This window comes from Inquilinus sp. KBS0705, assembly GCA_005938025.2.
In the GTDB taxonomy this organism is placed as follows: Bacteria; Bacteroidota; Bacteroidia; order Sphingobacteriales; family Sphingobacteriaceae; genus Mucilaginibacter.
The window spans coordinates 123,406-148,548 of the sequence record VCCI02000005.1 but is presented as its reverse complement, the minus strand read 5'-3'; the positions used below and the strand labels follow the sequence as shown (position 1 = coordinate 148,548).

Below are 25,143 nucleotides of genomic sequence, written 5' to 3'. Positions count from 1 at the left end.
ATGGATATTAGAAAAGAATTACAGAAGCGTATATTGGTTATTGACGGAGCAATGGGTACCATGATACAGCGGTACGAACTTACCGAGGAGGATTTCCGCGGAGAGCGTTTTCGCGACCATGCATCGGACCTGAAAGGTAACAACGACCTGCTGAACATTACCCGCCCCGATGTGATAAAGGCCATCCATGCCGAATACCTGGATGCCGGTGCGGATATTATAGAAACCAACACCTTTAGCACCCAGCGCATATCCCTTGCAGATTATCGCCTGGAAGAACTGGACTACGAACTAAGCTACGAAGGTGCCCGCATAGCCCGCGAAGTAGCCGACGAATACACCGCTAAAAATCCTGCCAAGCCACGCTTTGTAGCCGGTGCAGTTGGTCCAACTAACCGCACGGCATCGCTGTCGCCCGATGTAAACGACCCGGGTTACCGTGCTGTTACTTTTGACGACCTTGCCCAAGCCTACTACGAACAGGTGAGAGGACTCGTAGACGGCGGATCGGACGTATTGCTGGTAGAAACCATATTTGATACCCTTAACGCCAAGGCGGCACTGTTTGCCATACAGCGTTATAAAGACGAGTGCAAAGCAGCCGGAAAAGATTACCCGGCCTTTAGAGATACCGGCGGCATTATGATAAGCGGTACCATAACCGATGCATCGGGCCGCACGCTTTCGGGCCAAACGGTGGAGGCTTTTTGGAATTCTATCAGCCATGCCAATCTGTTATCAGTTGGTTTAAACTGCGCTTTGGGAGCCAAAGAGATGAGGCCCCATTTAGAGGAACTTTCCGAAAAGGCCGGCGTATACATATCTGCCTACCCTAATGCAGGCTTACCAAACGAATTTGGCGCTTATGACGAAACCCCGCACGAAACTGCCCACCAGGTTGACGATTTTATAAAAGCCGGGCTGGTAAATATAGTTGGCGGTTGTTGCGGTACTACGCCTGAGCACATTAAGTGCATAGCCGATAAGGCTGCGAAATACCCGCCGCGACAGTTACCCTATATTGAGCCTTATTTGCGCTTAAGTGGCCTGGAAGCTGTTACCCTAACCCCCGAAACGAATTTTGTAAACATAGGCGAGCGTACCAATATCACCGGGTCGCCAAAATTCTCTAAACTCATCCTTGCCGAAGATTACGAGGCTGCCTTAACCGTTGCTTTGCAACAAGTTGAAGGCGGCGCGCAGGTTATCGATATCAACATGGACGAGGGCATGATAGACTCGGAAGCGGTGATGGTGAAATTCCTGAACCTTGTTGCCAGCGAGCCGGATATTGCCAAACTGCCCATCATGATAGATTCATCAAAATGGACGGTGATCGAGGCGGGACTAAAATGTTTACAAGGCAAGGGTATCGTAAATTCTATCTCGCTAAAAGAAGGCGAGGAGAAATTTAAAGAATACGCCCGCAAAATATTAAGCTACGGTGCCGCCGCAGTTGTTATGGCCTTTGACGAAACTGGCCAGGCCGATTCGCTGGAGCGCCGTAAAGAGATATGCGAGCGCAGCTACCGTATTTTGGTTGATGAAGTTGGTTTCCCTCCGCAGGATATCATCTTCGACCCGAATATATTAACCGTAGCTACCGGTTTAGAGGAGCACAACAACTATGCGGTAGACTTTATTGAAGCCACCCGCTGGATAAAACAAAACCTGCCTTACGCCAAAGTAAGCGGTGGGGTAAGTAATATTTCGTTCTCGTTCCGTGGTAATAATGTGGTGCGCGAGGCCATGCACTCGGCTTTCCTTTACCATGCCATAAAGGCTGGTTTAGATATGGGTATTGTAAATGCCGGTATGCTGGAAGTATACCAGGAGATACCAAAGAATCTGCTGGAGCTGGTGGAAGACGTACTACTAAACCGCCGCGATGACGCTACCGAGCGATTAGTAGAGTTTGCAGATACCATAAAAAGCAAAGGTAAAGAGATAGTACGCGATGAGGAATGGCGCAAAGGGACTGTAGAAGAACGACTATCGCATGCGTTGGTAAAAGGAATTATTGAATACCTGGACGATGACGTAGAAGAGGCCCGACAAAAATTCGCCAAACCTTTAGAGGTAATAGAAGGCCCGCTAATGGATGGCATGAACGTAGTAGGCGACCTGTTTGGCGCCGGTAAAATGTTTTTGCCGCAGGTGGTAAAATCCGCCCGTGTAATGAAAAAGGCGGTGGCTTATTTATTGCCTTTTATCGAGCTGGAAAAACAACGTGTAATTGATGCCGGCGAAGATAGCAGCGGCAGCCGTGCCAACGCGGGTAAAGTATTAATGGCCACCGTTAAGGGTGATGTGCACGATATTGGTAAAAATATAGTGGGCGTGGTGCTGGCGTGTAATAACTTCGAGGTGATAGACCTTGGGGTGATGGTACCAGCCCAGCGCATTATCGAAGAAGCAAAAAAACACGATGTAGATATTATAGGCCTAAGTGGTTTGATCACCCCGTCGTTAGATGAGATGGTGCACTTTGCCAAAGAGATGGAACGCCAGGAATTTACCATTCCGCTTATTATTGGCGGGGCTACCACATCGCGCATACATGCGGCGGTAAAGGTAGCACCAAACTATTCGGGCCCTGCTATACACGTGTTAGATGCATCTCGCAGCGTAACAGTTTGCAGTAGCCTGATGAATAAGGATGGCCGGGATGCCTATATACAAGGCATAAAAGACGAATATGCCAAAGCCCGCGAGGCACACCTGAACAAAAAATCGGATAAGCGTTTTGTAAGTATCGAAGAGGCCCGCGCCGGTAAATTCCAGATCAGCCTGGATGGTGATGTAGCGCCGAAACCTGCCATTACCGGCACCAAAATTTTTGAAGCCTACCCGCTGGAGGAACTGGTGCCTTATATCGACTGGACGCCTTTTTTCCATACCTGGGAGTTAAGGGGCAGTTATCCGAAGATATTTAACGATAAGTATGTAGGCGTTGAGGCCAAAAAGCTTTTTGATGATGCGCAGTTATTGTTAAAAAGGATCGTCGACCAAAAATTACTTCGTGCCAATGGTGTGATAGGTTTTTGGCCCGCCAATAGCGTAGGCGACGATATTGAGATATATACTGATGATACGCGCAAACATTTGCTCACCCGCATCCATACACTGCGCCAGCAGGCCGAAAAGGCCAAAGGCGAGCCCTATTATGCCCTGGCAGATTTTATCGCCCCTAAGGGCAGCGGAGTGCCTGATTACTGGGGTGGCTTTGCCGTAACTACCGGTATTGGCTGCGACGAACTGGTGGCCGAATTTGAAGCCGACCACGACGATTATAACAGCATTATGGCTAAAGCCCTTGCCGACCGCTTCGCCGAGGCATTTGCCGAAAAAATGCACGAGTTAGTACGTAAAGAATACTGGGGCTACAGTAAAGGCGAGCAATTAGGCACCGAGGAATTGATAAAGGAAGAATATCAGGGTATACGCCCGGCGCCGGGTTATCCCGCCTGCCCGGATCATACCGAAAAAACAACTTTGTTTGAAATACTGAAGGCCGAAGACAACGCCCGTATGCACCTTACCGAAAGCCTGGCCATGACACCGGCCGCATCCGTAAGCGGGTTTTACTTTGCGCACCCGCAGGCAAGATATTTCGGGCTTGGCAAGATCAGCAAAGACCAGGTAGAAGATTACGCGGAACGCAAAAATATGAGCGTTGATACTGTTGAAAGATGGCTTGGGCCGAATATTAATTATTAAAAGCCCCCCGCCCCTGAAGGGGAGCCATTATAAATTATATATTTGAAACTAAAACAAAATTCCCCCTTTAGGGGGTAGGGGGCTAATGAAAATTACCGAACACATCGCAAATGCCAACGGCAAAACGCTTTTTTCTTTTGAACTGATACCGCCATTAAAAGGCCAAAGCATACAAGGTATTTATGATGCTATAGACCCGCTGATGGAGTTTAAGCCGCCTTTTATTGATGTAACATCGCTGCGCGAGGATTATATTTATAAAGAGCAGGATAACGGCTTGTTAGAGAAACTGGCCTACCGCAAACGCCCCGGTACTATAGCCATTTGCGCGGCTATCATGAATAAGTATAAGGTAGATACCGTGCCGCATTTACTGTGCGGTGGCTTTACTAAGGATGAGACGGAAAATGGCCTTGTTGACCTGCAATTTTTAGGTATCGAAAATGTGCTGGTGTTGCGTGGCGATGCCCGCCGCGGCGACTCATCATTTGTGCCAACACCAAACGGGCATTGCTACGCCACCGACCTGTTGCAGCAAGTAGTAAACATGAACAACGGCATATACCTGCACGAGAACTATGAAGATATCATGAAAACGGATTTCTGCATAGGCGTAGCTGGGTATCCCGAAAAACATTTTGAAGCGCCAAACCTAAAAACCGACTTTAAATACCTAAAACAAAAGGTGGATATGGGCGCTAATTTTATAGTGACCCAAATGTTTTTTGATAACCAAAAGTACTTTGATTTTGTAAATAACTGCCGGGCCAATGGTATTAATGTGCCTATTATACCTGGGCTAAAACCTATTACTACCAGCAAGCAATTGGTTAACCTGTCAAAAACCTTTCATATTGATATCCCCGAAGATTTAAGCGACGCAATACACGATTGCAAGGTGGAAAAAAACGTAAAAGATATAGGGATAGAGTGGATGATAAACCAATGCAAAGAGCTGGTTAAATTTGGCGCGCCGGTACTGCACTTTTATACCATGGGTAACCCCGGCCCTACAAAACGAATAGCAGAAGCTATATTTTAACAAAAAAGCCGGACATGATGCCCGGCTTTTTTGTTGAATCTTAATTTTTCTTGATGATCTTGTACATGGTGAGCACTCCATCCAGCGTAATATTAAGCGTGTAGGTGCCATCGTTAAGCATCGACAAATACAACGGTACAACGCCGGATTGGTTACTTAGTGTTTTTGAATAGATTACCTTGCCGCTGGAAATATTGTATACTCTGGCCGACATTGCCGTAACCACTTTGCTGCCAATATTTACATATAAAACGCTTTGAAACGGATTAGGGTAGGGTGCTATTGATGTGTTATCTGCTAATATGTAGTTAAACCCGGCTATCGCATCACTTCCATACGGTGTGGTTACGCTAATTTTACCGGTAGCACCATTGCCAACCACGGCAGAAATAGTAGTAGCTGATAATACTTTAAATGATGCTGCAGGCGTATTACCAAAGCTAACAGCAGTGGTGCCTGTAAAGTTTTTACCCTTTATTGCAACGGTAGTGCCTTTTTTAGCACTTGCGGGTGTAAACGCCGTAACTTCCGGCAAAGGCAGGTAGGTAAAACCGTTTATGCTGGCATTGCCTTTTGGTGTTTTAATTGCTATGGCACCTGTATTTCCATCACCTATTACCGCCGTGATACTGGTAGCCGAATTTACGGTGAATGATGAGGCAGCCGTGCCCCCAAAACTAACCGCGGTAGTGCCGGTAAAGTTGCTGCCTTTTATAGTTACGCTGGTACCTTTTGCGCCGGATGCAGGCGAGAACGAACTGATAGAAGCAGTAAGATCAGGAATGGCAGCATCGGTAACGGCTAATGAAAATATTCTTAGCGCAAGTATATTGGTCCCGTTCATTTTTGCCACTACTGTTTTGGTACTGCCGGTGGTAACCACCTGCGGTTGCTGCCAGTTGGCGGCACCTGTGTAGGAATAATTGTAGTTGCTATGTATAAATCCTATGTGATTTGTTGCCGGCATGCCCGGATAAAATGGTACTTCCAATTTGGCATCCAATGTACCGGTTTCGTTTTGGTAGGTATTAGGCTCAACCTGCCAATTGTAGTAGTAAAGGTTAGATTTTACAGCTACACCATTTATTTTTGTATTGCCAAACTGGGGTGTACTTGGCGGAGGCACCATTTTTAAAGTAATGGAAGTGGTTGTGGTATTGCCCGCAAAATTTAATGTAAGCGGCGCGTAAATATCGTTTTTAACCGGGAAAGTATAGGCTCCCTCATTACCCACCGCGCGTGTTATAGTTGAGCTTATAAAACGTGCGGCGCTGTAACCGCTCAGCGCATCTGGCGAATCACTTAACACAATTACCGATGCATTGTCCACTTTATCAGGATCGGTAAATATCGAGCCGCCATTCATTTGAATCTCGTTAGCGGTCATGGCCGAACTTAAAGTTATGCGTGCAATATTATTTAATACCAGTTTTTGCCTTATTATAGCAGTTGCATCCCAGTTAAGCTCATTTTTGCTGTTTATGTTGGTTACTCCGCTGCCTTCAATATCAACATCTGAATAAAAAGCACCTTCCGTTAGGTATGTAAGCTCGCCGTTGTTGCGGATGATACCTTTTACCTGCACGGTTTGCGGCAGTGTTAAGGTTGCCTTGTTAGCTATTTCAAGGATGCCTGCATAAAACACTGCTGGATAAATTTTAGGGTAGTTAGTTAAGCCTGCGGGTATAATAGCATGGCTTAATACCGTAGGTACGCCATTGTTCCAGTTGCTGCCAACGGCCCAACTTTGGCCACTTTTCCCTGTCCACGTTGTTGTGGGTGTAAAGCCAAATCCTTTAGGATCAATAGACAACAAAAAGCCATCATACTCATTAGCGCTCTTATAAGTTGCGTTGCCTATTGTTATTGGCTCTGCCGGGCCCGATTCCGGGCTATCCCGCGGAGTAGGGCCTGCCAAACCTGCCAGTACCAGGTTGCCTGTAGGGGTAATCGATAATGACGGTACAGCCACAGCCGCGGCATTTTTAATGCATATAAGACCCCCAGCTTCGGTAAGGTTGGTGCTATATTTCAGCATAGCAATATAATGCAGGTGATCTTCGGCAAAAAACGTAAAATCGCCGTGTACTAATGCCCCGGTCTTTTGCGAGTCGTAAAAATATTTGTCGGTAAAGTCAGTAGCCAGGTACACTTCGCCATTAACCTTATTAACAGTAAGCAGGGCATTTCGGGTAAGGTTAATATTAATGTATTTACTACTAATAAGGCTGCCGTTAGCTCCAATTTTTATGATTGGAGATTTTCCAAGCCTGAAGTCCACGTCAACGCCATATGGGTTTTTACCAATTTGTTCCTCATAGGCATTTGCTTGTATAAAATATCCGTTGCCGGCATTGTCTATCAAAGGCGCGGGTAGTTCACTATTCTTAAAAATAGTGGTGAAATTTGCTTTACCGGCAGCATTAAAATTATACAACAAAGCTTCTTGCTCCATCCGCCACGAGTATGCTTTTTTATCGATAATATAATTTACGGTATCAAAGTCTTTATGATAACTTAATTTGAAGCCGATAAGCATAGTGCCCGAAGCATTAACGCTGCCGCCTAATACATCCACGGCTTTGCTTAAGCCTTTTTCCCAAACTAAACCCAACGAGACATTCATTTTTCTTACTGCGCCGGGCTGGTCCGAAAAAGGTTCAGTATGATCAATTGCTCCCTGTTCAGATGGGGCATCCTGGCTAGTGGCCATGTATATATTGTTAGCAGCATCGGCATCTAGCATCTTAACGTACAGCGGCTTGGTTTTGGTAAGGTCGAGTGTTTTTATATACAAACACGAGCCATTGCCATTAAATTTGATAGCCACAATACCTCTTAAATCCGTTATGGTTTTACTGCCTAGGGTAATGTCGGGCCCATCTGCATCTGTGTTGGTATATGTGCCGGCCACAACCGGATTTTTTGATGCATCAAGCGTAAGTTTTACCCGCTGAAGCATTTTGCGGCCTGCGGTGTAAAGGGGCCGTGCCCATAAAAAGGTGCCGGTTTTGTTATATTTTATCAATATGGGCACCGAGTGGTGTGCTGCATTGGGTGCTGTGTAAGTAGTTGTACCTAGTTTAACTGACCCCCATAATTCAAGCAATACGTAAGTATTGTTATCGTTGTCACTTACAGAAGATGTTACCCGGGTTTCCCCGGAAGTTTGCCTGGTTGGGCTTTGTGAGTTTTCGTTGTCTGGCCCATCTGTTGCAAATGCGCCAGCGCCTGTGCCAGCAAAGTGTACCGCCCAGTTAAACGGTGCTCCGGGTGTTTGGGCGAATAAAGTGGAAGCACTGCTTAGCAACATTATAAGCAGTAAGGTTTTTAATAGTTTCATAATTAGGGCTTTATAAACGAGTAATAATTGCAGTTAACTACTGTTAAAATAAATCAATAAGCAGGGGCGGCTTATGTGCCTTTAAAGATAATAAAACCATTGATATTTCGTTGCACAAAAAAAACCGGGCAGATGATACCCGGTTTTTGATAAATAGCGCCCTTTAAGGTACTAGATGGCTCTTTCGCCTTTTAGCTTTGAGGCTATTAATAATGCTTTGTAGGCGTTAACGATCCCGCCTGTTTTTGACAGGCTTGTAAAAGCCACCTTTTCTTTAGTGCCGGGTTTTAGCACCATGGTGCCCGGTAGCGGCGTTGCCGAGTCCAGTATCACCTGTTTTAATTGCTTTGCGCTCAGGTTTGGGTAATACTCCAATACCAAAGCGGCAATACCGGCTGTAATTGGCGATGCAAAGCTGGTGCCGTCGGCAGTGTTAAATTCGGCATCCATGTTAATCGATGTAACCTTAACACCCGGTGCAAATACATCTACATTTTTTTTACCGTAGTTGCTGAACGATCCGGCCAGTTCTTCGTTTGGCTTATCGCCCGATGCGCCAACGCTTATCACATTATCCGCATCCATCACCGATCCATCGGCAAACATATCGTTCGGGAACTCGGGCTTGGCATCCATGTCCTGGTTATCATTACCTGATGCCTGTACCAGCAATACATCTTTAGCGGCTGCATATTTAAAGGCCTCGTCAACCCAGGCCTTATGCGGCGATATTTTTTTACCAAAGCTCATGTTTATGATCTTGGCACCATTATCTACCGCGTAGTGAATGGCGTTGGCAATATCCTTATCGTACTCGTCGCCGTTTGGTACGGCCTTAATACTCATGATGCGCACATTATCTGCTACGCCATCAATACCATATTTGTTGCCACGTACCGCGCCAATAAGGCCGGCTACACCGGTACCGTGCTCGGCATCGGCAAATTTTAATAGGTTGCTGCCATAGGGTTTGCCGTCGTTTACATTAGGGTCGTCACCAACAATACGTTTACGGGCATCCAGGTCGGGGTTAACATCGTTGTTTAACTTGGCCAGGTACTCGCTCAGGTCGTTTATGATTTTGGCATTGGTTTCGTTGCCGCCTTCCTGGTCAAAAACCGATTCCCACACCGCTTTGCTTTGTTTTACTGTATCGCTTGCAGCGGTAATTTTAGCCAGGTCGGCCTTTTTAAATGAGCCGTCTGATTTTAAGTTCAAGGCCCTTTTAACATAACCGCTGGTTGCCATTAAGGCATTCATTATGGGTTGCAGTTGCTGTATTTCTTCTTTTGATTTAGCCAGGGTAGCATCGTGCTGGGTGCGTACCTTAACCCAGTACTCCATTTCTTTAGGGTCGGCACCTGCGGCGTTACCGGTAAGGTATTTATCTTTTAGCCTGTTATATTCGCGCACTTCCTCGGTAGTTTCAGTAAAATCGCATTTACCGCCCGGCCCGCCTAAAAAGTTCCAGCCGTGTACATCATCAACATAGCCATTTTTATCATCGTCTATACCGTTGCCGGGTATCTCTTTGGTGTTTACCCATAAAACAGGTTTCAGGTCGGCCTGGGCGGTATCAATACCGCTATCTATGGTAGCTATAACAACTGTTTTGCTTTTTTTGCCCTTAACCAATTGATAGGCCTGGTTTAAGCTGATGCCGAAGTAACCATCGGTTTTAAGGTCCATCAGGTGCCAGTTTTTTGGCAGTTCGGCAGCCGGCTTTGGTGCCGTTTGGGAATAGCCGTTAAAAGTAGTAAGCACCGTACCGCACAATATGGCCCCGGCTAAAAATTTGCAGATTTTATGCATAAAATAAATTTTCTAAAAAATAATAACTACAGGTCGAATTTTATGCCCTGCGCTAAAGGCAACGTTTTTGAATAGTTTATAGTATTGGTTTGGCGCCTCATGTAAACTTTCCATGCGTCTGAGCCCGATTCGCGGCCACCGCCGGTCTCTTTTTCGCCGCCAAATGCCCCGCCAATTTCGGCACCAGATGTACCGATGTTTACATTGGCAATACCACAATCAGAACCCGCATACGAAAGGAATGTTTCTGCCTCGCGCAAATTACCGGTCATGATGGCCGATGATAAGCCCTGCGGCACCCCGTTTTGCAGGTCGATGGCTTCTTCGATGGTATTGTATTTGATAAGGTATAAAATAGGGGCAAAGGTTTCGTGCTGTACAATTTGGTAGTGGTTTTGCACCTCGGCAATACAAGGCCTAACGTAACAGCCCGATGCATAGGCATCGCCGATTAACTGGCCGCCCTCTACCACAAAGCTGCCGCCTTCGGCTTTACATTTCTCTATCGAATCAAGGTAGGCGTTCACGGCGTCGGTATCAATCAGCGGGCCCATGTGGTTGTTTTCGTCAAGCGGGTTGCCAATTTTTATTTGCTTGTAGGCGTTAACTAGCTTTTGCTTAAAGGCCTCGTAAACGCTGGCGTGGATAATTAGCCTGCGTGTACTGGTGCAACGTTGCCCTGCTGTACCTACCGCGCCAAACACCGCGCCAATAAGCGACATATCCAGATCGGCATTTTCGGTAATAATAATGGCATTGTTGCCGCCCAGTTCTAACAGGCTTTTACCTAAGCGTGCACCAACCGCGGCACTAACCGCCTTACCCATACGGGTGGAGCCGGTGGCCGATACCAGCGGCACGCGGGTATCGTTGCTCATTAATTCGCCAATGTGGCGGTCGCCTATTACCAGGCAGCTTACGCCTTCATCAATATTGTTGCGTTTAAAAACTTCTTGTGCTATGTGCTGGCAGGCAATGGCTGTTAACGGCGTTTTTTCGGACGGTTTCCAGATGCATACATCGCCGCATACCCAGGCCAGCATGGCATTCCAACTCCACACTGCCACCGGGAAGTTAAAGGCCGATATTATACCCACAATACCCAGCGGATGGTATTGTTCATACATGCGGTGCTCGGGGCGCTCGCTGTGCATGGTTAAGCCATACAACTGGCGGCTTAGGCCCACGGCAAAATCGCAAATATCTATCATTTCCTGTACCTCGCCGTAGCCTTCCTGCAGGCTTTTGCCCATCTCGTACGATACGAGGGTGCCCAGCTGCTTTTTATTAGCGCGCAGCGAGTCGCCTATTTGGCGAACGATCTCGCCTCGTTTAGGTGCAGGTATGGTGCGCCAGGTTTTAAAGGCCTTTGCGGCGGTTTGTACTACAGCGTCATATTCATCGGCGGTAGCAAAATTAACTGACGCTATTTTTTTGCCATCAACCGGCGACAGGATGTCTTTAGCCTGCGCATTGGGGCTGCTGCCCCAGTTGCTGCCTGTACTAAAAGCGTGGTTAATGTCGTTTATATGTAAATGATCAAGAATATCAGAAATTACTAAGCTCATAATTGTTACTTTTGTCAAAGGTAAAAATCTTTAGGGCAAATAATATCAACTCCTCTATTGCCGGTTAAATTGCTTCATATTTATTATCAAGTACTTGCACTAACCGGTGTTAACAATGTGTGTATGTTGAAAACTAATTTGCTATTAAGAATGTACTAATTGTAACTTGAACACAAGTTAAGCCTTGCGGATTAACCATCCGTAGGGGAAATGAGGTGTTCTGCAAATAAACTTGAATGGAAGAAGAATTTGAATTTGGTTTTACCGAAGATCCAAAGTTTTCGGTAGAACGGTACGAAGAAATGATACGCAATCATGATCAGTACTTTTTTGATGCGCAGGCGTTTGAGAACATCATAGACTATTACATCGAAAAGAATGACCCGGCCAAGGCGCTGCAGGTATCAGAATATGCCCGTAACCAGCACCCTTTTGCTGCCGTATTCTTAATAAAGCAAGCCCAGTTATTAGTGGTTACCAACCGCGCCACCGAGGCCTTTGCCGCGCTAGATAAGGCTGCTATGCTGGAAGCATCAGATGCCGATATATACATCATTCGCGGTAACCTGTACGAAAGTATGGAGCGTAACGCCGAGGCTTTAGAGAACTATGAGAAAGCATTGGAGCTTGCCGAAGAGACCGACGAGATACTATTGCACATTGCCTACGTTTATCAAAACATGGGCGATTACGATACCGCTATAACCTACCTTAAGCTATGCCTTAAGCAAAACATGGAAAACCAGGATGCCCTGTACGAACTTGCATTTTGTTACGATGTGTTAGACAATCAGGAAGAAAGCGTTCAGTTTTATCAGCAGTATATTAATAACGAGCCCTACAGCTATGCCGCATGGTATAACTTAGGTAACGCCTACACCAAATTAAGCCTGTTTGAAAAAGCTATTGATTCTTACGACTACGCTATATTGATAAAGGACAGCTTTGCATCGGCTTACTTTAACAAGGGTAACGCCCTGGTTAACTTAGAAAAATATGCCGAAGCCATAGACGTTTACCGTCAAACTTTTGAGTACGAACAGCCCAACGCCGATACCTATTGCGCGATAGGCGAGTGCTACGAAAAACTGGAGCAAATGGACGAGGCGCGTTCATTCTACAAAAAATCGGTTAAGATGGACCCTAAGCTGGCTGATGCCTGGTTTGGTATTGGTGTAACGCTTGATTTTGAAGAACGCTACTTTGAGGCCCTGCACTTTTACAAAAAGGCTTTAGACCTTGATATTGCCAATGCCGACTACTGGTTTGCCATTGCCGATGCCGAATACAAACTGGGCCACCTGCCGGAGGCCGAGCATGCTTACGAAAAAGTGGTTGAGCTTAACCCCATTGATGTGGATGCATGGCTGGACTATTCGTCGATATTGTACGAGCAGCAACGCCTGGCCGATGCTATCGAGGTCATGTCATCAGCGATAAAAAACAACCCCGACGCGGCCGAGCTTTATTACCGCATGGTGGCATATTTATTTGCCAAAGGCGAGTACAGCGAGGCGCTTAACTTTTTAGAGATGGCCCTGGCATCGGACCCGGAAAAGCATTACATTTTGTTTGACTACCTGCCACAATTGCAAAAAAACAAAGTGATAGTGGATATTATAAACCGTTACACAAAATAAACAACAGTAACAGGCATATAAGCTATCGTTATCGGCAATAAACCTGAAATAAACCGCTGCTATTATCGTTTACTTGACGGAACGGTAACAGTATAATAACCATATTAAAAGCCAGACTATTTTTAGTATTGGCTTTTTTTTTGAAAATTTGCCGCGTTATTACAGATAAGCGATATAGATGAATTATCATATAAATGATCTTCCGGAGCGTACAGCAAAGCCCCGTAACAGCGGCCTAACCATGGTAATGGATAAAGGCTTAAGCTTGCGGCAAGCGGAAGATTTTATTGAAATGGGCAGCCAATACACCGACCTGGTAAAGCTTGGCTGGGCAACATCATTTGTTAGCCCTAATTTGGATGCTAAGCTAAAGCTTTACAAGGATGCCGGCCTGCCGGTTTACTTTGGCGGCACCCTGTTTGAAGCGATGATAGTTAGGGGACAGTTTGATGATTATTGCCGACTGCTGGATAAATATCAACTGGAATACGCCGAAGTATCTGATGGATCTATCACCATAGAGCATGATGAAAAATGCGAATACATCCGTAAGCTGAGCAAACAGGTAACAGTAATATCGGAAGTTGGCTCAAAGGATATACAAAAGATATTTGCCCCCTATAAGTGGATAAAGCTGATGCTGGCCGAGATTGAAGCCGGCGCGTGGAAGGTAATAGCCGAAGCTCGCGAAAGTGGCAACGTGGGCATCTACCGCGACTCGGGCGAGGTGCGCCAGGGCCTGGTTGATGAGATTCTGACCCAAATACCCGAAGAAACCATTATTTGGGAAGCCCCGCAAAAAGCACAGCAGGTATGGTTTATTAAACTGATAGGCGCTAATGTAAGTTTAGGCAACATAGCCCCGGCAGATATCATCCCCCTGGAGACCCTGCGCCTGGGCATACGTAGCGATACCTTTGAGCACTTTTTGAAGTAGAACCCCTTAGGAGATCTTTGGCTAAACAGCTTAAGCTTTTAATTTTTAATATCGAATGTCCAATATTGAATTATGAAGTAAAGGTTTTGTATTTGACTGGCTGATTTACTTCGATATTCTACATTCAAAATTCATAATTCGATATTATCCTCCGGCTGGAGTCTATTCGCTCCGCAAGCTCTTTACCGGGTTGGCCCTTGCCGACCTTATAGCCTGGAAACTGATAGTGGTTAATGCAATGATAACAGCAGCCAGGCCGCCCATTACAAACAGCCACCAGCTAATACTGATGCGATAAACATAATATTGCAGCCATTGGTGCATGCAATACCAGGCAATGGGCGTGGCAACGGCAAAAGCAATGGCAATAAGCATTACAAATTCTTTCGAAAACAGGTATACAATACTGCCCGCAGTAGCGCCCAATACTTTGCGTATGCCCACTTCTTTTATACGCTGCACGGCCATAAACGATGCTAAGCCATATAAACCCAGGCAACTTAGAAATATGGCAATAGCAGCGAATATTTTATATAAAGCGGCTAATTGGTTTTCCTGTTTATAAAAGCTGGCAATTTTATCATCTAAAAACTGGTATTCGTATACATAATCGGGGAATGTACGCTTCCATATTTTTTCGATGGCACCCATGGTAGAAGCGATGTTTGTGGTCGAAAGCTTTATAGACACCTGGCGATACATGGTGTTGTTGGTAGCAATAAGTAAGGGCGCCAGATCGTTACGGAACGAGCGGTTATTAAAATCTTTAACCACGCCAACAACCGGGCATTTTATCAGGCCGCCCATTATGTTCACTTCTTTATTTAATATGTCTTCCGGTTTTTTAAGCCCTAAGCTTTTTACAAAAGCTTCATTTACTAAAAACTCCCTTGTCCAGCCGGAGGGTTGCAAGTTTCTCCCCGCTACCAATTTTAGTTTATAAGTAGGCACATAATCTTCATCAGCAAATTTGGTTATGGCCTTAAAGTCGGCGTCTTTTATGGCATTGTCAAATTTAAGGGTGGTAAACATATTATTATCATCCTCAACCGGGCTGTTCGAACTAAAACTTGTCGCCTTAACACCATTTATCTGCAATAACTGTTGCTTTAAATATTCGCCTCCACTACCGGGCCGGTACGAAACATTTACTATCGCATCTTTATCAAAACCCAGTGGCTGATGTATAAAAAAGTTCATCTGCTGTACAATGATGAGTGTACCGATGATCAATACCTGTGCAATGATGAATTGAAAAGTAACCAACCCCCTGCGTAACGAAAACCCATTGGGTGTATTGGTGCTAAGCTTATTTTTTAAAGCATTAATGGGGTTAAAGCCGGATAAAACCATGGCCGGATAAAAACCGGCCAATGCCGTTACAACAATTGTTACGATTAAAAGAAACGGAATAATTGCAGGGTTATTGAGTATGTTGAAGGAGAGCGAAACCTCTAAAAGCTTATTTACAGAAGGCAATACAAGCAGCGAAATACCGGAGGCAAGTATAACGGCAAACGTAACTATCAAAAACGTTTCGATAATAAACTGTATCTGCAACTGCGCTTTATTGCTGCCCAACACTTTTCTTACACCAACCTCTTTCGCCCGGTTAACCGCCTGCGCGGTAGATAGGTTGATAAAGTTTACACAGGCAATTAACAGTATAAATGCCCCGATGAGCCATAACACATTAATAAGCTGGTGACTGATGGTTTTTTTGCTGTAATTGCCCGCCTCCGCATCGTAATGTACATCGCTTATGGGTTGTATAATGTAACTGTCCTTATTGTCGGCAGCCCGTGTTTTTTTGGCATACGCGCTTAATTGTTCATTAAAACCGGCGGCGGTAACATTAGGGGGCAACAAAACATAACAACCGAAATCGGGTGCCAATGCATTTACAATAGGTTGTTGAAAGCCATATTGTTTATCGCCGGTAAAATCGGTACCATAGGCAACAACCAATTTTAGCTGAAAGTCGGAATTAGCGGGTATAGTTGCCAGGATGCCCGAAACCGTGAGTGCTGTTGCCGGAAACTGAAACAACCCCGCGCCAATATTGTAGTAGCCTGTTATTTTAATGGTTTTACCCATTGCTGCTTTCCAATCACCAAAATAGGTTTCCGCTATCTCTTTCGTAAGTAATACATTGTTGGGGTCTTTTAGCGAGGCGTACGAGCCCTCCAGCAGCGGGAAATTAAACATGTTAAAGAACGAAGGCGTTGTGTAAAACACACCGTTGCGCTCTTTAAAATTTTTTAGGGGTGTTCCGTTAGCATCTATTACCTGTAGCTCGTCGTTATGGCTGGCATACACCGGGGCTACCTGCTCTAATTGCGGGAAAGCCACGGGTAATGCCGTGGGCATTTGAAAAGGCACATTTTTAGCGTAGGATATTTCTGACGATTCGGCATGATGGTACTCGGTCAATACCCTGTAAACCCGGTCTTTTTTGGGATGGAAACTATCAAAGCTTGTTTGGTATTGTATAATGATAAATATAACCATACAAACGGCAATACCAACGGCCAGGCCGGTTACATTAATAGCGGCATAACTTTTATTGCGTGTAAGGTTGCGCCAGGCAATCTTAAAATAATTTTTAAACATAAAGTTGCGGTTTAATTGTTTATGAGACCATTTAACCGTGGTATCATGCATCGAATTTACCGCCGCAAAACGGGTAGTACGCCCCAAATTATAATATGGGCTTTCTTTTTTAAGATGATCTTTATACTCAGCAGGGCTTTTGCCGGTAATTTGCTTAAAAGTACGGTTAAAGGTGGTTTTTGAATTAAAGCCCGACTCGAACGCAATACCCAGCAGGGTAATATGGTTATAAGCAGGGTCCTGCATTTTTTGCACCACGCCTGCTACCCTGTATTCGTTAACAAAATCGTTAAAGCTTTTTTTGAGTACCGTGTTAATGATACGCGATAACTCGTGCGGGCTCATCTCCAACTTTTCTGCAAGCGAGCTTAGGCTTAATTCCGGGTCCTGGTAATAGCCGCCGGTTTGCATAGTTCTTTTTAGCCAAATGCCTTTTTGCTTCAGTTCGGCAGGGAGCAATGGTTTTAAAACAGTCGCGCCGGCTGGCGGCATGCTTATTTGCGGCCCTAAAAAGGCCCTTGCCGCCATCCATATCATCATTAACATTAAAAGCAGGTACAAAGGGTTGTAAACCTGCGGGTAATGATAATAAAAACTATTTGCCAGGGTTAAGGGTAACCACAACAGCCATAACAGGCCAAACGCTATTAGTAAGCGATGCAGCCACCGCAGCTTATTGCGGTATCTATCGCCGCTGTTAAATTTTTGCTGCCGGTAAAAGTGTAATATCTGGCCATGAGACAGGTAAATATAAAGAGCAACAGAAACAAAGGCTGTTAAATGCACTATAGTGCTCAGTTGCTCAAACGCGGGTGTTTGATAAGTAGTTAAGCCGGTTTTTATACTATCACCAACTTTTAATGCGTGTGCACCTAACTCGAGCATTAGGGGGCTAAAATGCAGCAGGTGTTTATACTTAAACTGAAAATTGGGCCGGGTTATTTTAACTACATAAAAGTAAATGAAAGGGCCAAGCGCAAGCGCAAACTGCAGCGGTAGCCTGCTCCAATAAGGCAGGTAGGCGGTAAGGCCAATATCAATGGCCACCAACCGGGCCATCCACAAAACAGCAACAGCCAATGCCATTGCCAAAAAGCGGTTTGCCTTTGTTGTGAACCATAAAAGCAGCATAAGTGTGATGCTGATAAATATCGCCCCAAAAAAAGCTATATCGTAGCCGTTGATATGTAATGTGTAGGTGTTCAATTGAAATAAAAGGGTGTTGCTATTCCCAAACTTATAAACTATTGATCTATATTGAATTATATAAAATGAAATTTAAGCTTTTGTGCCGCAGATGACTGGAGTGCGCACTGCGGATATGCGGGAGAATGTGAGGGATGCATTATGATATACTTCGATATTCTACATTCAAAATTCATCATTCAATATTACCCCTCCCTCAAACAACCCCTAAAAGCAACTGTTATCTAATAAAACAGAAGATGATGAGTGCGAACCCAAACAATACCCCGGCGCCAAACCCGCCCGGCGACCCAAAAGTTAATACCACCGAAAAGGAAGTGATAACCAATAGCGATGAGGCAGAAAAAGTAGTGAACCAGGATGATGTGGTTGCCGATATGGATGGTATAGAAGAAGCCCTTACACCATCCGATCCATCCTTTGATCTGAACGCGGATAAGGATATTACCAATAGCGATAAGGCCGGCGGCAGTACCGATGAAGTGCTATAAGCTGTAAACGGCTTTATTTAATAAGTGCAAATACGCAGCTGTAAATACGTGTTTTACGGTATATGCCAAAAAGCTGCGGCAGCTTAAATTTATGCACCTGTATTTATTAAATATGGGTGTATAAAATGTTAAGAATTGTAACAGCCATATTAATAACCTTAGGTGTTACCTGCAGCAATTTGCTTGGTCAATATCTGTATGATATGCGCGACAGCTACGTTATCCCCGGTTCGGGCATAAAGCCCCTTATGCTTAACTTCGAGCAACTATCTGCCAACCTTAACATTATTTTAAGCGCGGTAATTATGTTTATAGCCCTGGGCTATTTATACTACAGGTTTTACAGCCTTAAAAAACAAACCCTGCTGCAGGCCGAAATTATTTTACAGCAGGAAATTGTAACCAAGCGCATTATTGCCGCCGAAGAGAACGAGCGCAGGCGCATTGCCGCCGATTTGCAGGACGGGGTGGGGCAGTTGCTATCAACCACCCGCATGAACCTGGACACGCTGATGGAACGCATAAAAACCAACCAGCCCGATAACCACCTGTTGGCCGTAAATACCATGGCTATAGTTGATGAAGGCTGTAACGAAGTGCGGGCCATTGCCCATCAAATGATGCCGGGCGTGTTACTTAAAGCCGGCTTGGTTGCTGCATTACGCGATTTTTTGAATAAATTGGAATCGCAAAAGCTGAAAATAGTTTTTGAAACATCGGGCTGGGACGAGCGCATCAACAACAATACCGAGATAGTGCTTTACCGGGTGATACAAGAAACAGTAAATAATGTAATTAAACACGCCGGAGCGTCGCAATTAGATGTGCAGCTGATAATGGAGGACGACGAAATATCTGTCACTATCGAGGATAACGGAAAAGGCTTTGACCATTATGCCGAAAAGAAATTTGAAGGCATCGGCTTAAAAAATATGATCACCCGTGTTGAATATTTGAAAGGAACTGTCGATATTTCATCATCGCCGGGCAAAGGTACGCTGGTGGCTATATTAATACCCCTAAACTAAACTATGGATACTTTTAAAAGTATTTTTATTGTTGATGACCACCAAATGGTTATCGACGGCCTTAAGCTGATCATCAACACGATTGACGGGTTTGAAATAGTTGGCGAAAGCAATGGCGCTTTACAGGCTTTAGACAAGCTGGAGCATGTTAGCCCCGATATATTGCTCACCGATGTTAGCATGCCCGAAATGAGCGGCATCGAGCTTACCCGCATTGTGAAAAAGAAATATCCCCATATTAAGGTGATTGCCCTATCCATGTTTAGCGAAAGCCAGGTAGTAGCCGAAATGATAGATGCAGGTATTGCAGGCTACATATTAAAAAATACCGGCAAGCAAGAGCTGATAGAGGCGTTGAACAAGGTAGCCGACGGTCAGAACTACTTTGGGCAGGACATTACACTGCAGCTCATGAAATCCTTTAAACGCAACCAGGAGGAATCGCGGTTAACCGATAGGGAGATAGAGATCATCAGGATGATAGAGCAGGATTTTGGCAACAAGCAAATTGCCGACATCCTTTTTATCAGCGAGCGCACCGTTGAAACCCACCGCAAAAATATCCTGCGCAAAACCAATACCCAATCGGTGGTGGGCCTGCTAAAATATGCCTACGAGCGAAAGATAATTTAGCGCCCGCGCAAACTTTTCTTTCTTAAATGCTTGTATTTGTGACTGATAATGTTATATTAGTAAACCACCCCAAACGAATTAAAACGAAAAAAAGAGAAAATTTTGCGCATGGCAGCGAAAAAAGTGAAATGCCCTGAGTAAGGGTATGGAATGTAAAATGCTGATTAAAACAAACGAGGCTATATTTTAGGGATAGCCTCGTTTGTTATTTATTTGGTTTTGCTGTGGGCAAACAACCAGGGCATAAACTGCGGCTCGGCAAAGGCGTCATCCCAGCTGTTATGGTCGTCGTTAGGGTATACGGTGAACTTGGGGTCGCCACCGGCATCCTTAATAGCGGTAACCATCACCTGCGAATGATCGAACGGCACTACGCTATCCTTAGCCCCGTGAAATATCCACAAAGGGGTCTTTTTAGCGTATTTTACGGCATTATTGGTGTTATCACCACCACATATGGCAAAGGCCGCTGCAAAGGTATTAGGCATCCTTCTGATGATCTCAAATGTACCCATGCCACCCATAGAAAGGCCGCCCACATAAGCTTGTTTTTTGTTTACATAAGGCTTGTCAAGTATCTGATTCACAAGGCCCATCAGAGCTATCATGGCCCGTGTAGGGTCACCGCCCTCCTGGAAAATGAACTTCAATTTAGCGCCCGAGGTGTCAATCTTTACGTTAGACCAAAAGCTATTGGCCGGGCATTGCGGCACCACTACAATGGCAGGGTATTTATCGCGAATAGTATCGTTTAAAAACAATTTTGGGCCATATTTAAGCTGGGCGACGTTGTCGTTACCACGCTCGCCGGCGCCGTGAAGTACAAATATAACCGCGTATTTTTTGGTAGGATCAAACCTTTGCGGGAAGAGTATGCGGTAGGGCAGCGTGTCTTTTTTACTAATAAAGGTACCCCTGTCAAATGCAGAATTATCCTGCGCCCGGGCTAAAAAAGGAAATGCCAGGTATAACATACCCAGCATCCCTATTATGGTTAATTTTTTAAGTGTCATTAAAATAAGTTATTTCGGTTGATGTTATTTGTAAACGTAACAATAACGAAAATTAATTCAACCTATTTTAAATTATTTTTTAGGCAATTAGTTTCTGGCAATAGCCGGGCTCTGAAAATCAAGCTTTTTTAGGCCGCGTTGTATTTCGGGGCAGCTCATAAATAAGTTCCAAAGCAGGCCGCTGCGGTAGTTTTCTATCATTACTACTATAGGCCCCTGGTCAATAGCCAGGTACGATTTGGCGTACCAGTTATGCGATTCGCTAAAGGCATCTGTAAAGCCATATTCGCCCCATATTTTATCACCAAGGTCATAGTAAAAATGGCGTAGCGCTTTCATAGAATACTCCGGCGTGTACGGGAATGCGGATAATGCCGCTGTAGGTGTAATTACCCCCAGGTCATTATCAGGCGAGTGCGCATTATACCCTTCGTAGTTGTCGCTGGCGGTAAGGCCCCAGCTGTTTTCGCCATAGCCTTTGTACTTCTTAGGGTTATCTACACAGTAATCGTGATTGATGAGGGTATGGTTTAAGTTTTGTTCCCAGTAATCTGCATAGCGATCCTTTAACCCTTTAGGGTTTAAACCTAAAAATGAATACTGTGAAAAGAACAGCGGCCCACCGTACGGAAAGCCCAGCGGTAATTTGTGGCCATAGTATGTGTTGCCGTTTTTAAAGAAATCGCTTTGTGCCCAGCCGTTTCTGTATACATTTTCGCCAACGGGATACCTTTCGGCGCTCTCGGCAAGGATGTAGGTTATCAAACACTCGTTAAACCCGCGAATTGCAAAGTTCATGGCCCATCCATTGTTAGGGCTCCAGTGCCAGTAAAGGTTATCGCGCCCCTCGCGGGTATACCAGTCCCACTCTACTTCGCCCCACATCCAGCCTATTACATCGCGTATGCGGCGTTCTTTTGGGGTGTTGGCAGTATAGTACTGGCGTGCGCATAAAAGGCCCTGAAACAGGTACGAGGTCTCAACCAGGTCGCCGCCATCATCCTTACGGCCAAAGCGTATGGTTTTACCGGTTTCGCCGTTAAGCCAGTGCGGGAAAACACCATGATAAGCATCGGCCTTGTATAAAAAATCAACTATCTTCAGCATGCGATCAGCAGATTGCTCGTGGCTGATGAATTTACGGTGATCGGCAGCTATCATGGCCATAATACCAAAGCCGGTACCACCTGTGGTAACTACCTCGTCGCCATAATCAAACGATCTGTTGCTGCGTTCGCGGGCCATGCCGCTAACCGGGTGTCCAAAATCCCAAAAGTAACGGAAGGTTTGGCGCTGTACCACGTCTAAAAGTGCGCTATCGCTTAAGTTTTTTATAATACCTACCGGTTTAATGCCATCTTCTTTTGCCATAGCGGGCTTTTGTGCCATACAGTAAGCAGATGTTATTACCATAAAGGCAAAAAGTAATATCTTCTTCATGTTTATTAGTTTAAATTAGTTTGTTAAGGTGCTGCGCATTATGGCAGACCCTTTGTTTTATAAGTTTGGCGATGTAAAGCCCAAGCCCTTCATGCCGGTTTTTACCTCGGGGCAACTCATAAATAATTTCCATAATAAGCCGCTCCTGTAATTTTCTATCATTACAATTATCGGGCCCTGGTCTATAGCCAGGTACGAGTTGGCAAACCAGGTATCATTTAAATTAAATGCATCGTAAAAGCCATACTTGCCCCACATCTTATCGCCCAGCTTGTAATAAAAAAAGCGCAGCGCATTCATAGATTGTGTTGGCGTGTAGGGTAAGGATGATATAGCCGCCGTTGGCGCAATTACCCCAACATCATTGGTTGGCGAACTTGCGGTGTAGCCGTTTTCGATATCGCTTGCGGTTAAGCCCCAGCAGTTGGCACTATAGCCATAATAGCCCTTAGGGTTTGCCACGCAATAGTTATAATTAATTAAACTATGCGCCTTGTTTTGCACATCATAACTGGCGTAGGCATCTTTTAAGCCATTAGGGTTGATGCCCAGGAAAGAGTAATGCGCAAAAAACAGCGGCCCGCCTTGGTCTGGGCCTAAAGGCAGTTGAACGCCATAAAAGGTTTTGCCATTTTTTATACCACCATTTTGTGCCCAGCCGTTATCATACACCGTTTTAGGGATACTGTGAGTTGGCGACGATGCCCCAAGCGTGTAAGCGATAAGGCCTTCGTTCCAGCCGGTTATTTTCATGTTGATGGCCCAACCGTTGTTAGGGCTCCAGTGCCAGTATAAAACATTCTGGTTGCCTTGCCTAAACCAACCCCACTCTACATTATGCCAAAGGGTATTAATATCGGTGCGTAAAGCAGTTTCGGCAGGGGTAGACTGGCTAAAATACTGGCGTGCAGTTAACAGGCCCTGCATCAGGTACGAGGTTTCTATCAGGTCGGCGCCATTGTCCTGGTCGCTAAAGGGTTGCACCGCGCCTGTAGCGCCATTTAACCAATGCGGAAAAGCACCATGAAAAGTAGCAGCCTTGGTTTTTAAAAAGCCTACTATTTTTTGCATACGTGCCAAACCTTCGGCACGGCTGATAAAGCCACGATTGACCCCTACTACCATAGCCATAATGCCAAAGCCAGATCCACCGGTGGTTACAATATCACCCGACGTATTACGCTCGCGGGCAAGGCCGCTTACGGGGTGTCCAAAATCGTAGAAATACTTAAAGGTTTGTTTTTGTACCAGGTCAAGCAGTTGATTATCAGAAATAGCAGCGAATTTATTTGCCGAGTCGATACCTGTTGTCAGGTTAACGGTAACCTCAGATCCAAGTGTAGTGTTTTTGGATGATTTAAGCCCCGTTGAAACCGCTACCGTATATTTGGTAATAGCAGCCAGCGTTGGCTTTATTACTACGGTGCTATCGTTATTTTCGTAGCTGGTGGTGTAGCTAACGGCACTGCCGGCCTTATTGGTTACATTTACCGCGCTGCTTACCGATGCATGGTTAATAGCCGCCGAAAATGATATTTTTATAACCGGCTTTTTGTTTACGTTGTAGTAAGTAAAGCCATTGTATAAACCATTTACCTTTAGGGCATCAAAACTAAATGATGACGGTGGTGGAACCGGCGGAGTTGGGGTAGGTGCAGGATCTGAGCCTTTACAGGCGTATAGCAAACCAAACAAGCATATCCCGGCAATCATCTTAAACGCTCTCATATCCATACTTTTTTATATCGGCCAACCCGTAAAATCAATTCATAAAAAAAGGCTGCCCGGCTTTACACCGAACAACCTTATACTCAATCAAATGTTTATTTTCCTCTGCCCTCAAGTTTAACAACTGCGTTTACTTCGGCATCAGCCAAAGCTTTATTGTAAATGCGCACCTCATCTGTGCGGCCAACAAGATAGCTTGCCCAATCCTGAGCACCTGTAGCTGTAGTTTGGCTTGGCGTAGTCATAAACTGCACACAACCAAATACAATTTTACCAGTGTTATTAAAGGCCAATGGTCCGCTAAGCCCATCTACAGTACCTGTAGCTATGCGCGAACCGTTAACATACAATTTTACATTTGCAGATGCTGCATCGTAAGAGATGCCTATATTAACCCATTTGTTAAACAGATTAACTACATTATCAACCGCAAAGGTTTTATCATCAACACCATTAGAAATGTGGATTCTTAACTTTCCATTGTCATTGGTACTTCCATTCTCAACAAAAACTTCAATGTTGCCCCAAAAGGCATCAGTTTTGGCAAGTGTGAACAAGCCTAAAATACCTGTTGATGGTGGTGGGGTATTTACCCATTCGGTAACAGTAAAGCTTTTTAGGCCGGTAACAGCCGGCGATGGTGTAGCCAGCACGTAGCCTTTTAAAGCCCCCTGTAACGATTTACCTTTTATGCCGGCATTGAAAGTGGTGCCGGTAGATGTGCCTGCTGTATTTGATATACTATCAAGTAGGTTATCATCAAAGGACCAATGTGCCACCAGGTTTGATGTTGCAACAGCGTTAGAGCTGGTGTATCCACCAATATCTAAAGCAGGGGCATAACTTTTAGGGTCGAAGTTTTTTTGGCATGCCGACAGCCCTAAGCCAAATGCGGCGACAGCTATCAATTTTATATTTATTTTTTTCAT

Annotated in this window: 15 protein-coding genes; 7 read left to right on the top strand and 8 right to left on the bottom strand. The window is 45.0% G+C overall.

The window, feature by feature from the left end:
* Positions 1-3,720, top strand: a complete 3,720-nt coding sequence (metH, locus tag FFF34_018795; GenBank protein ID TSD63000.1) for a methionine synthase — start codon at positions 1-3, stop codon at positions 3,718-3,720.
* A gap of 85 nt (positions 3,721-3,805) precedes the next feature.
* The gene (gene metF / locus FFF34_018790) at positions 3,806-4,762 is read left to right on the top strand and encodes a methylenetetrahydrofolate reductase [NAD(P)H] (GenBank protein ID TSD62999.1); all 957 of its coding nucleotides are present in this window, start codon (positions 3,806-3,808) and stop codon (positions 4,760-4,762) included.
* Positions 4,763-4,802: 40 nt separating this feature from the next.
* On the opposite strand, the gene FFF34_018785 is transcribed toward metF, so the two are convergent.
* From FFF34_018785 to FFF34_018775, 3 genes are all read right to left on the bottom strand, one after another.
* The gene (locus FFF34_018785) at positions 4,803-8,105 is read right to left on the bottom strand and encodes a T9SS type A sorting domain-containing protein (protein TSD62998.1); all 3,303 of its coding nucleotides are present in this window, start codon (positions 8,103-8,105) and stop codon (positions 4,803-4,805) included.
* Positions 8,106-8,276: 171 nt separating this feature from the next.
* Entirely contained in the window at positions 8,277-9,917 is a 1,641-nt protein-coding gene (locus FFF34_018780; protein ID TSD62997.1) for a S8 family serine peptidase, read from the bottom strand.
* A 26-nt stretch (positions 9,918-9,943) separates the two neighbouring features.
* Positions 9,944-11,485: an aldehyde dehydrogenase family protein gene (locus tag FFF34_018775; GenBank protein ID TSD62996.1), complete on the bottom strand. Its 1,542-nt coding sequence runs from the start codon at positions 11,483-11,485 to the stop codon at positions 9,944-9,946.
* A 236-nt stretch (positions 11,486-11,721) separates the two neighbouring features.
* Between FFF34_018775 and FFF34_018770 the strand changes: the two genes are divergently transcribed.
* Positions 11,722-13,125, top strand: coding sequence for a tetratricopeptide repeat protein (locus FFF34_018770; protein TSD62995.1), 1,404 nt, complete (start codon positions 11,722-11,724; stop codon positions 13,123-13,125).
* A gap of 178 nt (positions 13,126-13,303) precedes the next feature.
* Complete coding sequence (locus FFF34_018765; protein TSD62994.1) at positions 13,304-14,062, top strand: phosphosulfolactate synthase; 759 nt, start codon at positions 13,304-13,306, stop codon at positions 14,060-14,062.
* Positions 14,063-14,224: 162 nt separating this feature from the next.
* Here the strand turns inward: FFF34_018765 and FFF34_018760 are convergent, their stop codons facing one another.
* A complete protein-coding gene (locus FFF34_018760) occupies positions 14,225-17,881 on the bottom strand; it encodes an FtsX-like permease family protein (protein TSD62993.1) in 3,657 nt (1,218 codons plus the stop codon).
* A 239-nt stretch (positions 17,882-18,120) separates the two neighbouring features.
* Between FFF34_018760 and FFF34_018755 the strand changes: the two genes are divergently transcribed.
* The 3 genes from FFF34_018755 (at position 18,121) to FFF34_018745 (ending at position 20,033) form a co-directional block, all read left to right on the top strand.
* Positions 18,121-18,372, top strand: a complete 252-nt coding sequence (locus tag FFF34_018755; protein ID TSD62992.1) for a hypothetical protein — start codon at positions 18,121-18,123, stop codon at positions 18,370-18,372.
* A gap of 125 nt (positions 18,373-18,497) precedes the next feature.
* Positions 18,498-19,400: a sensor histidine kinase gene (locus FFF34_018750; protein ID TSD62991.1), complete on the top strand. Its 903-nt coding sequence runs from the start codon at positions 18,498-18,500 to the stop codon at positions 19,398-19,400.
* Between the two features lie 3 nt (positions 19,401-19,403).
* The gene (locus FFF34_018745) at positions 19,404-20,033 is read left to right on the top strand and encodes a response regulator transcription factor (protein ID TSD62990.1); all 630 of its coding nucleotides are present in this window, start codon (positions 19,404-19,406) and stop codon (positions 20,031-20,033) included.
* 209 nt (positions 20,034-20,242) lie between these two features.
* Here FFF34_018745 and FFF34_018740 read toward each other — a convergent pair whose 3' ends face one another.
* From FFF34_018740 to FFF34_018725, 4 genes are all read right to left on the bottom strand, one after another.
* Positions 20,243-21,016, bottom strand: coding sequence for a prolyl oligopeptidase family serine peptidase (locus FFF34_018740; GenBank protein TSD63042.1), 774 nt, complete (start codon positions 21,014-21,016; stop codon positions 20,243-20,245).
* Positions 21,017-21,133: 117 nt separating this feature from the next.
* Positions 21,134-22,486 (bottom strand): DUF3131 domain-containing protein, encoded by a 1,353-nt coding sequence (locus tag FFF34_018735; GenBank protein ID TSD62989.1) that lies wholly within the window; start codon positions 22,484-22,486, stop codon positions 21,134-21,136.
* Between the two features lie 57 nt (positions 22,487-22,543).
* Positions 22,544-24,199 (bottom strand): beta-glucosidase, encoded by a 1,656-nt coding sequence (locus FFF34_018730; GenBank protein ID TSD63041.1) that lies wholly within the window; start codon positions 24,197-24,199, stop codon positions 22,544-22,546.
* A gap of 110 nt (positions 24,200-24,309) precedes the next feature.
* On the bottom strand, positions 24,310-25,143 hold the full coding sequence (locus FFF34_018725) for a LamG domain-containing protein (protein ID TSD62988.1): 834 nt from the start codon (positions 25,141-25,143) through the stop codon (positions 24,310-24,312).

What these genes read in the sequence shown, in the direction of transcription:
- metH (TSD63000.1), top strand. Translation starts at nt 1, where the DNA reads ATGGATATTAGAAAAGAATTACAGAAGCGTATATTGGTTATTGACGGA.
- metF (TSD62999.1), top strand. Translation starts at nt 3,806, where the DNA reads ATGAAAATTACCGAACACATCGCAAATGCCAACGGCAAAACGCTTTTT.
- FFF34_018785 (TSD62998.1), bottom strand. Translation starts at nt 8,105, where the DNA reads ATGAAACTATTAAAAACCTTACTGCTTATAATGTTGCTAAGCAGTGCT.
- FFF34_018780 (TSD62997.1), bottom strand. Translation starts at nt 9,917, where the DNA reads ATGCATAAAATCTGCAAATTTTTAGCCGGGGCCATATTGTGCGGTACG.
- FFF34_018775 (TSD62996.1), bottom strand. Translation starts at nt 11,485, where the DNA reads ATGAGCTTAGTAATTTCTGATATTCTTGATCATTTACATATAAACGAC.
- FFF34_018770 (TSD62995.1), top strand. Translation starts at nt 11,722, where the DNA reads ATGGAAGAAGAATTTGAATTTGGTTTTACCGAAGATCCAAAGTTTTCG.
- FFF34_018765 (TSD62994.1), top strand. Translation starts at nt 13,304, where the DNA reads ATGAATTATCATATAAATGATCTTCCGGAGCGTACAGCAAAGCCCCGT.
- FFF34_018755 (TSD62992.1), top strand. Translation starts at nt 18,121, where the DNA reads ATGATGAGTGCGAACCCAAACAATACCCCGGCGCCAAACCCGCCCGGC.
- FFF34_018750 (TSD62991.1), top strand. Translation starts at nt 18,498, where the DNA reads ATGTTAAGAATTGTAACAGCCATATTAATAACCTTAGGTGTTACCTGC.
- FFF34_018745 (TSD62990.1), top strand. Translation starts at nt 19,404, where the DNA reads ATGGATACTTTTAAAAGTATTTTTATTGTTGATGACCACCAAATGGTT.
- FFF34_018740 (TSD63042.1), bottom strand. Translation starts at nt 21,016, where the DNA reads ATGCTGGGTATGTTATACCTGGCATTTCCTTTTTTAGCCCGGGCGCAG.
- FFF34_018735 (TSD62989.1), bottom strand. Translation starts at nt 22,486, where the DNA reads ATGAAGAAGATATTACTTTTTGCCTTTATGGTAATAACATCTGCTTAC.
- FFF34_018730 (TSD63041.1), bottom strand. Translation starts at nt 24,199, where the DNA reads ATGATTGCCGGGATATGCTTGTTTGGTTTGCTATACGCCTGTAAAGGC.
- FFF34_018725 (TSD62988.1), bottom strand. Translation starts at nt 25,143, where the DNA reads ATGAAAAAAATAAATATAAAATTGATAGCTGTCGCCGCATTTGGCTTA.